This is a genomic window from Pseudomonas sp. LFM046 (assembly GCF_000949385.2).
GTDB lineage: Bacteria > Pseudomonadota > Gammaproteobacteria > Pseudomonadales > Pseudomonadaceae > Metapseudomonas.
Map to the genome: position 1 here is coordinate 5900148 of NZ_JYKO02000001.1, position 12293 is coordinate 5912440.

General features: G+C 64.4%; 8 protein-coding genes. 2 read left to right on the forward strand and 6 right to left on the reverse strand.

The window, feature by feature from the left end; all coding sequences use genetic code 11:
- Window position 1 precedes the first annotated feature (1 nt).
- The 6 genes from TQ98_RS27175 to TQ98_RS27200 all read right to left on the reverse strand — a co-directional run bounded on the left by TQ98_RS27175 (window position 2) and on the right by TQ98_RS27200 (window position 9116).
- Window positions 2–316 (reverse strand): NAD(P) transhydrogenase subunit alpha, encoded by a 315-nt coding sequence (locus tag TQ98_RS27175; RefSeq protein ID WP_016490057.1) that lies wholly within the window; start codon window positions 314–316, stop codon window positions 2–4.
- Window positions 317–327: 11 nt separating this feature from the next.
- Entirely contained in the window at window positions 328–1488 is a 1161-nt protein-coding gene (locus TQ98_RS27180; protein WP_044873442.1) for a Re/Si-specific NAD(P)(+) transhydrogenase subunit alpha, read from the reverse strand.
- Between the two features lie 679 nt (window positions 1489–2167).
- Entirely contained in the window at window positions 2168–4687 is a 2520-nt protein-coding gene (locus TQ98_RS27845) for a LuxR C-terminal-related transcriptional regulator (RefSeq protein ID WP_044873443.1), read from the reverse strand.
- Window positions 4688–4850: 163 nt separating this feature from the next.
- Window positions 4851–6221, reverse strand: a complete 1371-nt coding sequence (locus tag TQ98_RS27190) for a DUF1329 domain-containing protein (protein ID WP_044873444.1) — start codon at window positions 6219–6221, stop codon at window positions 4851–4853.
- Between the two features lie 17 nt (window positions 6222–6238).
- The gene (locus TQ98_RS27195; protein ID WP_103103117.1) at window positions 6239–8017 is read right to left on the reverse strand and encodes a DUF1302 domain-containing protein; all 1779 of its coding nucleotides are present in this window, start codon (window positions 8015–8017) and stop codon (window positions 6239–6241) included.
- Window positions 8018–8207: 190 nt separating this feature from the next.
- Window positions 8208–9116: a LysR family transcriptional regulator gene (locus TQ98_RS27200; protein WP_044873447.1), complete on the reverse strand. Its 909-nt coding sequence runs from the start codon at window positions 9114–9116 to the stop codon at window positions 8208–8210.
- A 195-nt stretch (window positions 9117–9311) separates the two neighbouring features.
- On the opposite strand from TQ98_RS27200, the gene TQ98_RS27205 reads away from it, so the two are divergent.
- Both TQ98_RS27205 and TQ98_RS27210 read left to right on the forward strand, forming a co-directional pair.
- Entirely contained in the window at window positions 9312–10493 is a 1182-nt protein-coding gene (locus TQ98_RS27205) for an acyl-CoA dehydrogenase (protein ID WP_044873448.1), read from the forward strand.
- A gap of 71 nt (window positions 10494–10564) precedes the next feature.
- Window positions 10565–11788 (forward strand): CaiB/BaiF CoA-transferase family protein, encoded by a 1224-nt coding sequence (locus TQ98_RS27210; protein WP_044873449.1) that lies wholly within the window; start codon window positions 10565–10567, stop codon window positions 11786–11788.
- The last annotated feature ends 505 nt before the right edge of the window (window positions 11789–12293 follow it).

Consider the following 12293-nt stretch of genomic DNA (forward strand, 5'->3'; position numbering starts at 1 on the left):
GTCAGTGCTTCTCCGCCTGCGCTTTCGGCGCTTTCTTCTTGAACATTTCCAGCATGCGACGGGTGACCAGGAAGCCACCGAAGACGTTCACCGCGGCCAGTGCCACCGCCAGGGTGCCCATGGCCTTGCCCAGCGGGGTGACGGTGAGGGCGGCGGCCAGCATGGCGCCGACGATCACGATGGCCGAGATGGCGTTGGTCACGGCCATCAGCGGGGTGTGCAGGGCCGGGGTGACGTTCCACACCACGTGGTAGCCGACGTAGATGGCCAGCACGAAGATGATCAGGTTGTAGATGCCGTCGGAAATCAGGTCCATGGTCTCTATCCTTATGCGTTCACTTTTTGCGGAGCAGCGGTCGCGGCGGGAGCGCCGTTGCTACGCACGACATTGCCGTCGCGGCACATCAGGCATGCGGCGACGATGTCGTCTTCGAGGTTGATGGTGAGCTGGCCGTCCTTGTCGATGATCAGCTTGAGGAAATCCAGCAGGTTGCGCGCATAGAGGGCCGAGGCGTCCGCCGGCACCAGGGCCGCCAGGTTGCTGTGGCCGACGATGGTCACGCCGTGCTTGATCACCACTTGGTCCGCTTCGGTCAGCGGGCAGTTGCCGCCCTGGGACGCGGCGAGGTCGATGACCACGGAGCCCGGCTTCATTTCGGCGACGGTGGCTTCGTGCAGCAGGGTCGGCGCCTTGCGGCCCGGGATCAGCGCGGTGGTGATGACGATGTCGGACTGCTTGGCGCGCTCGTGCACGGCCTTGGCCTGGCGCTCCATCCAGGAGGCCGGCATCGGGCGGGCGTAGCCGCCGACGCCCTGGGCGCATTCGCGCTCTTCATCGGTCTCGAAGGGCACGTCGACGAACTTGGCGCCGAGGGATTCGATCTGCTCTTTCACGGCAGGACGCACATCAGAGGCCTCGATCACGGCACCCAGGCGCTTGGCGGTGGCGATGGCCTGCAGACCGGCGACGCCGGCGCCGAGGATGAGGATGCGCGCGGCCTTTACGGTGCCGGCGGCGGTCATCAGCATCGGCATGAAGCGCGGGTAGTGGTGAGCCGCCAGCAGCACAGCCTTGTAGCCGGCGATGTTGGCCTGGGACGACAGCACGTCGAGGCTCTGGGCGCGGGAGGTGCGCGGCGCCGCTTCGAGGGCGAAGGCAGTGATGCCGCGGGCGTTCATGCGCGCGATGACTTCGTTGCTGAAGGGGTTGAGCATGCCGACCAGTACGGCACCGGCGCGCATGTGCGCCAGCTCGCTCTCGGTCGGGGCAACCACTTTCAGCACCAGGTCGGCGCCGAAGGCAGCGGCGTCGTTGCCAATGGTGGCGCCAACGGCCTCATAGGCACTGTCCGGGATGCAGGCGCTGACGCCAGCCCCGCTTTGCACCGTCACCCGGTGGCCTTGGCTCACCAGCTTCTTGATGGTTTCGGGCGTCGCGGCAACCCGCGTCTCGCCAGCATGGCTTTCGAGAGGAACACCGATGTGCACTTCAAATCTCCTGCGTGATCGATCTGGTGAACCAGTGCACTGCGGATGGTGCTCTGGCGAGGCGGATCCGCCTTTCAACAGCCTGGTATCGCAACAGCCGAAACCTGGTGGCGCGGCATTCTGCAATCGGAACCTCAACTGCTTCAAGCAGTTCTGGAGTAAAACGATACAATAACTACAAGTCACGATTTGACTTGCTGTCCCTGGCTTCCGTTCCAGGCCCCGTCATCGCTGGTGGCGGCGAGCCTTCACCGAGGAATCCGGTGCCGGTCTCCATCCCCAGGTTGAATGACTATCCATCAAAGTAGCGCCAGTACAGGCTTTCGGTACGTGACATCCTGCCGTTAATGGCTGGCGCACTGTTAGTAAGACTTTTTAATAGTTGCCATAAGGCTGCGGAAAATGGGCGTTCTGTAGCTTTTGTGAATATCTGACTACAGGGTCAAGATAGAGATTTCGGCCGATAGGTGAGGGGAAGCGTAGTTCGCATGCAAGCCAGTCGCCTCGCGGGCTGCGCCAATTTGTCGCGGCTGCCGTAATGGGAATGGACGATGTCGCAAGAGCGAATTTTTGTCAGGGCTTCGGGGGTTTGCCAGGCGAAATGTGCGCAGGGGGGAGATCCACGAGGTGGATTTCCACCCGCACTGGCGGATGCGAGGAGCGCTACGAGCTGGCGGACCTAGACCAGCAATCCCAGTGTCTTGGCGCGCATCACCGCCTGGGTGCGGCGCTTCACCCCGAGCTTGCTGTTGATCTTCTTGGTGTGGGTTTTCACCGTGTTCACCGAGATGAACAGGTAGCTGCCGATTTCCTGATTGGAGAAGCCTTCGGCCAGCAGTTGCAGCACGGCGCGCTCGCGCTGACTGAGCAGGCTGGCCTGGTCGCCCTCGGTACCGGCCGTGCCGTCGCTGCGTGGGTGGTCGCGCAGCAGGCAATGCAGGCCGAGGCGTTCGGCCTGTTCCAGGACCTGACGCTCCAATTGGGCGGCGTCGGCCCGGCCGAGCTGGCGCCAGGTGGCGGCCAGGGCCAGACGTACTTCGCAGCCGAGCGGAATGAACTGCAGGACCTGGCAGCGCTCCAGCAGGTCCTCGAGCATGGCGGCGGCCTGTTCAGCGCGGCCGGAGCCGAGGTAGGCGCGCGCCAGCAGGAGCTGATTGCGCAGGGGCAGGGTGGGGTAATCCAGGGGCGCCATCCAGGCGTGCTCGCCGACAAAGTAGCGCTGGATGCGCAGGGCCACCGGTTCGATACGATCCCAGCGGCCCTGGCGGGCCAGTACGCGCATGCCTTGCAGGTTCAGCACGCCGCTGTAGGTGTAGCGCCAGACCTGTCGGCAGTGCATCTGCCGCTCGGCCTCGCGCAGTTCCTGGAAAGCCAGGTCGAACTGGCCACGTCGGGCGCGAAGTTCGGCCAGGCCGAGGAATCCGTGGAGGGCAAAGGGATCGAGGCAATCCTGCGCCTGCCCGAGACCGGTCTGCAGGGCGCGCTCGGCATCCTCCAGACGGTCGGCGATCAGGTGCAGTTCGGCCTGAATCAAGTGCAGGCGGCCAAGCATCAGGCTGTCCACCTGCTTGCGCTGGCCGATCAGCGAGAAGCTCTGGTCGAGCAGCGTCTGCGCCCGGGCGAATTCGCCACGCAGGATCAGCAGGCGAATGCGGTCGAGGTTGATCAGCACTTCGAACAGCAGGCTGCCCTGGCGGCGGGCGATTTCCAGGCCCTTGTGCAGGTGCGGCGTGACCTGTTCCGCGACACCGCAGGCCATGGCCATCCGCGCCAGGCTGGAATGGCAGAACAGGATAGGCATCCAGTCGTGCTCGGGGAGGTGTTCCAGGGCTTCGCGGCAATGCAGTTGGACATTTTCCACTGCCTGGCTGCGCAGGGCCCCGAGTACACCGTGCAGCGCCTGCCAGTTGGCCAGCAGCTTGCGGTTGCGCTGGGCGCTGGGCTGCGGGAGGAAGTGACCGAGCTTGGCGATGCAGGCTTCGGCTTCGTCCAGACGCCAGGAAATCAGCAGGCCCCAGGCGTTGAGACTGAGCAGGCGCGGTGTGCTTTCCAGCAGGGCGGCAGGCAGACGGGTACGCCAGGCCAGCAGGTGGGCCAGGTGCTGTTCGCCGGTCAGCCATTCCTGGCCGAGGCGTTCCAGGTAGTTGGCCGCAACCTCTTGCTGACCGGCGCAGAGGGCCTGCTCGATGGCGTCTTCCACCTGGCCGGCGCCGATGAACATGCGGCAGGCGCTGAGGTGCAGCCGGGTGGCCGCCGCTTCGCTGATGCGGTGGCGCAGGGCGCGCGCCACGGCGGGCAAGACCCGGTACCAGGTGCCGTGTTCGTCCAGCGGCATGCAGAAAGCCTGGCGCGCCAGCAGGCGCTCGAAGAGTCCCGCACCGTCGCTGTCTTCCCAGAGGTGCTGGCAAAGGCCGGCGGAAACCTTGGGCAGGTGGGCCAGGGCGAACAGGCAGTTGGCTTCTTCCGGGCTCAGGCGGTTGAGCAGTTCGTGGTCCAGGTATTCCTTCAGCCAGCAATGCTTGCCGCTGGAATTGGAGGCGGCCTTGGTGGAAAGGTGCAGGCGCACGCCCGCGCACCAGCCTTCGGTTTCCTGCCAGAGTTCCTCGCGCTGGGCGGCGCTGGTCTGCGGCGCCAGCAAGTCCACCAAGTGGTTGTGCTGCTGGCGGTCGAGGGCCAATTGGGTGGCGTCGAGTTCCAGCAGTTCACCGGCCAGCAACAGGCGTGGCAGGTTCCACGCCGGGCGCTGGCGCACGCTGGCGAGGATGCGAAGTTCGGGCAGGGCGCGGGCGAGGAGTTGGTCGACGCAGTCGTCGAGATCCGCAGGCGCCTGGCCGGGATAGTCGTCCAGCACCAGCCAGATCCGTTGGTCCCGCTGCCCCAGTAGTTGTTGCAGGGCCTGGGCCGCGGGCAGCGAGGGGATGCTCTGGCCAAGTTCGGCGGCGACCAGGGCGAGCAACTGTTCCGGGGTCAGCGGCTGCCCGGCCAGGTTGAGCCAGAGCACCTGGCCGGATTCGGCCCGGCTGCGGAGGAATTCATTGAGCAGCACGCTCTTGCCGAAGCCGGCCGGGGCGCACAGCAGACGCAGCCGGGTGTCCTGGATGGCCAGGCGTTCGGCCAGACCCGGACGCGGGACATGGGCTGGCGGCAGGCGCGGCATGCGAGACGAAACTACGTGCAGGGGCTGGCCGAGCAGAGGCATGGGGCGGTTCTCGCGGATTTGTTGTTATGGGTGAACCGGTCGCTCGCAGCCTAGAGGCCTGCCAGGCGAGCTTGAAGCAGCATGGACGGCGTTGATGAGGCGTTATCAGGAAGCAGGGGATTGATAAGAAGAAGGGCGCCCCAGTGCGGGGCGCCCGGAGGGGTCAGCGAATGCCTGCGTTGCGCAGCGCGGCCGGGGTGTAGTCGACGCCGTTGGCGGCGAAACCGAACTCGATGCCGTGCTTCTCTTCGTTCTTCATCCCCAGGGCGATGTAGCGCCCGGCGATGAGGTCGTAGAGCGTCTCCACCGCGTAGGAGCTGACCTGGCGCTGGTAGTGGTAGCTGGCATGGCCTTCGCCGACGCGCCAGAGCTGGCCGCGGCCGTCGTAGTGGTCCGCATAGGCGATTTGCCAGCTGTCTTCATCGATGAAGTAGTGGCGCTTGGCATAGATGTGGCGCTCGTTGGGCTTGAGGGTGGCGACCACTTCCCAGACCCGGTGCAGCTCGTAGCGGGTCAGGTCCTGGTTGATGTGACCGGGCTGGATGATGTCCTTGTACTTGAGCGCAGGCGATTCCAGCTTGTAGCTGTTGTAGGGGATGTACATCTCCTTCTTGCCCACCAGCTTCCAGTCGTAACGGTCCGGGGCGCCGGAGAACATGTCGAAGTTGTCGGAGGTGCGCAGGCCGTCGGCGGCGGTGCCGGGGCCGTCATAGGCCACCTGGGGGGCGCGGCGCACGCGGCGCTGACCGGCGTTGTAGAGCCAGGCCAGGCGCGGCTCCTTCACCTGGTCGATGGTCTCGTGGACCAGCAGCACGTTACCGGCCAGACGCGAGGGTGCCAGGACCCGCTGCTTGAAGTAGAGCAGCACGTTGGACGACTTTTCCTTGTCCAGCTGGTCCATGTCCGCCGGGAAGGCGACCTCGTCCTCGAATTGCACCGGCGTGAAGGAACCGTTGGTCTGGGGCGTGGCCTGGACCACCAGGCGCCGGGCGTTGCCACCGCGGTAGCGGGTGATGTGGTTCCAGAGCACCTGGACGCCGTCCTTGGGAATGGGGAAGGCGTAGTAGTGGCTTTCGGCGAAGTTGGACAGGCCATTGCCGCCATCCACCGGCTGGGTGCCGAGGGCGCTCTGCTTCGCGGCGTCGTAGACGGCCTGGGGTGCGGCGGCGCTGCGGTGGCTGGGGTAGACCGGGATCTTGTAGGTACTGGCGTAGCGCTTGAACAACGCCATCTGGCCGGGGGACAGCTTGTCCTTGTACTGCTCGGCATTGGCGGCGGTGATGGTGAACAGCGGTTGCTCGCTGGCGTAGGGGTTGCCGAGGAAGCCGTTGGAATCCACCGGAGCGGCGTTGGTCGGCAGGCCGCCGGTCCAGGCCGGGATGCTGCCATCGGCGTTGCCGAGTTTCTCCGCCCCCAGCGGGGTGAGGCTGGTGCCGAGCTGGGCGGCCTCCTCCTGGGTGACGGCGGCCATGACGTTCGCGGCGAGCAGGCTGAGGGCCAGGACGCCACCTTGCAGGATTCTTCTCTTGTTCATTCTGGGAGTCCTTGCGGTCAGAAGTTGAGGCCGAAGCTGAGGGCGACGAAGTCGCGGTCAGTGGTGGTGTTGAAGTGGCCGCCGAAGAAGTCGGTGTAGCTGAGGCTGGCGGTGTAGGTGTTCTGGTATTCGGCGTTGAGGCCGACGCTGACGGCCTTGGAGCCTTCGTTGAAGTTGGGGCCGTAGCCGTCAACGTCGTGGGACCAGGCCAGGTTCGGGGTCAGGTTGATGCCGGCGAAGACGTTGGGGTACTCCAGGCTGGCGCGGGCGCGGTAGCCCCAGGAGCTGCTGGTGTAGAAACCGTTGTCGTTGCATTCGCGCTGCGCCGGGCTGGCAGCGGTGAGCGCCAGGCACACCGCCTGGGAGGACAATTGACCGGGGCCGTAGATGGGATCGCGGCCGAAACGCAGTTCACCCACGTCGTCGTCGAGGCCGCCGATGTGGTTGTAGCCGACTTCGCCCACCAGGGTCAGGCGGCTGGCACCCATCACCTGGTCGATGAACTGGGTGGCGGTGACCTGGGCCTGGGTGACCGGCTTGCGCTGGTAGCCGTGCAAGTCGGCGCCAGCGCGGTTGAGGGCGTGGCCGCTCTCGAAGACCGGCGAGTTCGGCACCCCGAGGGCGGCGAAGGATAGGTCGGTACTGTTGATCTGCAGCGGCATGTTGGGGCGGAAGCTGACTTCGCCCGCCACGGAAGTGCCTTCGACGTTGGTCTGGAAGCTCAGGCCGTAGAGGCGGATGTCTTCAGGGTATTCGATGAAGTAGCGTGCGCCGGGGGCGCCGGGAATGATTGCCGGGCTCGGGGTCGTGGTGCGGATGGTGCTGAAGATCGGGCTGCGGCTGTGGTAGTTCAGGGCATAGGCGCCGAACTCGGTGTCGTTGAACTCCGGCACGAACCAGCGCAGGGCCACGCCGAACTGGCCGGAGTCACGGGCATCGCGGTCACCGGCACGGGGAATGAACAGGTTGTTGCCAGTTGCCGGACCGGTATTGTTCGACTGACCGGGCGGCAGGTCCGGGCCGGCGACCACCAGACGGTCGGTGCAGCCGTCGGCGACCACGTCCGAGGTGGAGAAGAAGGTGCCGCAGTTATCCACCACGGTCTGGTCCCATTCCAGCTGGTAGAAGGCCTCGGCCGACAGGTTGTCGGTCACGCTCTGGGACAGGTAGATCATGTTTACCGGGATCAGGCCTTCCTTGATCTCGGCGCCTGGACGGCGGAAGGCTGCGACATCGATCGGGTTGATCGAGTTGATGCTGTTGCCGATGAAAGTGCTCTCGCCCCAGCTCACCACCTGCTTGCCGACGCGGACGCTGCCCGGCAGATCGGCAATGTTGTAGTTGTGATAGATGAAGGCATCGAGCAGTTGGGCGCCGGACGACTTGGCGGCTTCTTTGCGGTCATGGTCGTCGATGTCATAGAAGAGCCGGTGCTCGTCCTTCAGTTCGAAGTCGTACCAGTACTTGCCGCGCAGGAAGACGCCGCTATCGCCGTATTTCAGTTCCAGGTCGTGGATGCCCTTGAAGATCTTCGAGAAGGTCTCGCCTTTCTTGAAGTTCAGGCGGCCGTCGTCGGACGTCCGCGAAAGCGCTTCGCCGCCGCTGGCGGTGGAGATGAAATCCGGGTCGGGTGAGCGCACGGCCCAGCTAGCGCCGACCGAGAGGGAGGAGTCGAACTGGGCTTCGATCTCTCCGATGTTGAACGTGATGGCAGAGGCCTGGGCTGTGCAACCCAGGGCAACGGCGGCGGCCAGCGTGTGCGGCCGGAAGATTCCGCGCATTGTTCTTGTTGTCATGCGGCTCTCCAGAGCGGGTCTTGGGAGGCTTCATGCTAATCAGCGGAATCTGGCGCCATAACTGCCTGAACGGGCGATTTCACCTATCACCCGAGTGGGTGATCCGGTCGCCGGAAGTGGCCCGGGAAGCGGCTTCAAGCCAGGTGGTGAGTCGTGGTGCCGGGCAGGGTTGCTACCGGGGGTTACAAGGTCAGTCGAGGCCTGCTTCGACGCGGTACTGGCGCGCGGCGTCCACCAGCCAGTCGCGGAAGGCGCCCAGGGCGGCCGATTCCAGCTTGCGCTCGGGGATGATCAGGTAATACGCCTTGTCGCTGCGGAAGCTGTGGGGGTGGGCGATGACCAGGCGGCCGTCGGCCAGCTCGCGCTGGATCAGGAAGGGCGGGATCAGCGCCACGCCCATCTCGTGCATGGCGGCCTGGGCGAGCATGGAGAAGAGTTCGTAGCGCGGGCCGCCGAGGTCGCGGGCGACGTTCATGCCCAGCGAGTTGAACCACTGGCGCCAGGCATAGGGGCGGGTGGTCTGCTGCAGCAGGGGCAGCCGGGCGATGGCGTTGGCATCCAGGCTTGCGCGTCCCTCCAGCAGCGCCGGGCTGCAGACCGGGACCGAGTGCTCGTGCATCAGGAAGTCGGCGCGGGTGCCGGACCATTCGGCATCGCCGAAGTAGAGGGCGGCGTCGAAATCGGTGTCGGCAAACAGGAACGGGCGGGTGCGGTTGGTCAGGTTGACCGTCACTTCCGGGTGCAGGCGCTGGAAGTCCTTCAGCCGGGGCAGCAGCCATTGGGTGCCGAAGGTGGGAACGATCGCCAGTTCCACCGTCATCGCGCCCTGCTGCCCCATCACCGCCAGGGTGTCGCGTTCCACGGCGTCCAGTTGGGCGGCGATGCGGCGGGAATAGGCCAGGCCTGCTTCGGTCAGCTTCACCCCGCGCCGGGAGCGACGGAACAGTTCCAGGCCGAGGAACTCCTCGAGTCCGGCGATCTGTCGGCAGATGGCGCTCTGGGTCAGCGCCAGTTCTTCGGCCGCCTTGGTGAAACTCTGGTGGCGAGCGGCGGACTCGAAGGCGACCAGGGCGGCGGTACTGGGGATCTTCCGACGCATGCTGTACCTCAGTCTCACAAGTAATGGCTGAAAATCAGGGCATTTGGCTTTTCGGAGTGAGAAATTAGCACAACAGCATGCGAATTCCTCGTTTGCCCGATCCGGCCTAGGCTGTCTAGGATGATCCAACACTAATAAGGCAGGGCACTGAGATGGCCCGGCCCCTTTCGAACTTTGCTTACCGAGGACACTCCCATGGCTGCCAAAGCAAGCTTCAACTGGATCGACCCGCTGCTGCTGGACCAGCAGCTCACCGAAGAAGAGCGCATGGTGCGCGACAGCGCCCAGCAATTCGCCCAGGACAAGCTGGCTCCGCGCGTGCTGGAAGCTTTCCGCCATGAGCAGACCGATCCGGCGATCTTCCGCGAGATGGGTGAAGTGGGCCTGCTGGGCGCCACCATCCCCGCCGAGTACGGCGGCAGTGGCCTCAACTATGTGTGCTACGGCCTGATCGCCCGTGAAGTGGAGCGTGTCGACTCCGGCTATCGCTCGATGATGAGCGTGCAGTCCTCCCTGGTGATGGTGCCGATCAACGAATTCGGCTCCGAAGCCCAGAAACAGAAGTACCTGCCCAAGCTGGCCAGCGGCGAGTGGATCGGCTGCTTCGGCCTGACCGAGCCAAACCACGGCTCTGACCCGGGCTCGATGATCACCCGCGCCAAGAAGGTCGACGGCGGCTACCGCCTGAGCGGCGCCAAGATGTGGATCACTAACAGCCCGATCGCTGACGTCTTCGTGGTCTGGGCCAAGGACGATGCCGGCGAGATCCGTGGCTTCATCCTCGAAAAGGGCTGGCAGGGCCTGTCCGCACCGACCATCCACGGCAAGGTCGGCCTGCGTGCGTCCATCACCGGTGAGATCGTGATGGACAACGTGTTCGTGCCGGAAGAGAACGCTTTCCCGGACGTCCGTGGCCTGCGCGGCCCGTTCACTTGCCTGAACTCTGCCCGTTACGGCATTTCCTGGGGCGCCCTGGGTGCCGCCGAGTACTGCTGGCACACCGCGCGCCAGTACGTGCTGGACCGCAACCAGTTCGGCCGTCCGCTGGCCGCCAACCAGTTGATCCAGAAGAAGCTGGCCGACATGCAGACCGAGATCACCCTGGCCCTGCAAGGCTGCCTGCGCCTGGGCCGGATGAAGGATGAAGGCACCGCCGCGGTGGAAATCACCTCGATCATGAAGCGCAATTCCTGCGGCAAGGCGCTGGATATCGCCCGCGTGGCGCGCGACATGATGGGCGGCAACGGCATCTCCGACGAGTTCGGCGTGGCCCGCCACCTGGTCAACCTGGAAGTGGTGAACACCTACGAGGGTACCCACGACGTCCATGCGCTGATCCTGGGCCGTGCCCAGACCGGCATCCAGGCGTTCTTCTGATCCTCGGGCGGGCCTCTCTTCTATATAGATAGGAGAGAGGCCCGCGTCCCATTGCGAACCCAGGTGATCCCATGGCTGGCGCTCTCTCCCATATCCGTGTGCTCGACCTCTCCCGCGTGCTGGCCGGCCCCTGGTCCGGACAGATCCTCGCGGACCTGGGGGCCGAGGTCATCAAGGTCGAACGGCCGGGCTCCGGCGACGACACCCGCGCCTGGGGGCCGCCCTTCCTCAAGGGTGCCGATGGCCGGGATACCAGCGAGGCGGCGTACTTCCTTTCCGCCAATCGCAACAAGCAGTCGGTGACCATCGACTTCACCCGTCCTGAAGGCCAGAAGCTGGTCCGTGAACTGGCGGCGAAGTCCGACATCCTCATCGAGAATTTCAAGGTCGGCGGGCTGGCGGCCTATGGGCTGGACTACGCGTCGCTGAAAGCCATCAACCCGCGCCTTATCTATTGCTCCATTACCGGCTTCGGCCAGTTCGGCCCCTACGCCAAGCGTGCGGGCTACGACTTCATGATCCAGGGCCTGGGTGGGTTGATGAGCATCACCGGGCGCTCGGACCAGGAAGAAGGTGCCGGACCTGTGAAGGTGGGGGTGGCGCTGACTGACATCCTTACGGGTCTTTATTCTTCCGTCGCCATGCTGGCTGCGCTGGCTTCCCGGGAACTCACCGGCAAGGGGCAGCACATCGACATGGCGCTGCTGGACGTGCAGGTGGCGTGCCTGGCCAACCAGGCGATGAACTACCTGACCACGGGCAATCCGCCGCGGCGCCTGGGCAACGCCCATCCGAACATCGTGCCGTACCAGGATTTCCCCACCGCGGATGGTGATTTCATCCTCACCGTGGGTAACGACAGCCAGTTCCGCAAGTTTTGCGAGGTCGCCGGTCATCGGGAGTGGGCGGACGACCCGCGTTTTTCAACCAATAAGGCGCGGGTGGCACATCGCGCCGAGCTGATCCCCATGATTCGCCAGGCAACGGTCTTCAAGACCACCGCCGAATGGGTGAGTGCATTGGAAGAAGTGGGCGTGCCTTGCGGGCCGATCAACGACCTGGCGGCAGTCTTCGCCGATCCCCAGGTGCAGGCGCGCGGGCTGCGGGTCGAGTTGGAGCATCCTTTGGCTGGCGTTGTGCCGCAGGTGGCCAGTCCCTTGCGCCTCTCCGACACCCCGGTGGAGTACCGCATGCCGCCGCCCCTGCTCGGCGAGCACACCCAGGCCGTGCTGGCGCGCGTATTGGGCCTGGCGGCGGAACAGGTGGAAGTCCTGCGCAAGTCGGAAGTTATCTAGCCCTTCTATATAGGTACGGAAACGCCTTTGAAGATAATTTCAAAAAAGGCGTTGACGGCAGATTTTGCATCCCTATAATGCGCCCCACTTCCGGCGCAGTCGCCAAGCAAAACTCCTTGATAATCAACGAGTTAAGTTGATGGTGGGGGCGCTGGAAGGTTCGGCTTCAGTCAGTTCGCCCAGGGCGAGCGAAGTCGAAAAGAGGCGGTTGACAGCGAGTTTGAACGCTGTAGAATGCGCCTCCCGCTGACGAGAAGAGTGAATCGGATCGGAAGCGCAAGCGGTTGAGTAGAAACGAAAATTTCGAAAAACAGCTTGACAGCAAGAACGGCTAGCGTAGAATGCGCGGCCTCGGTTGAGACGAAAGACTTGATCGAAACGCTCTTTAACAACTGAATCAAGCAATTCGTGTGGGTGCTTGTGAGGTAAGACTGATAGTCAACTGATTATCAGCATCACAAGTAACACTCGTGAATTCGAGAGTTTATTTGCGATTGCTGAGCCA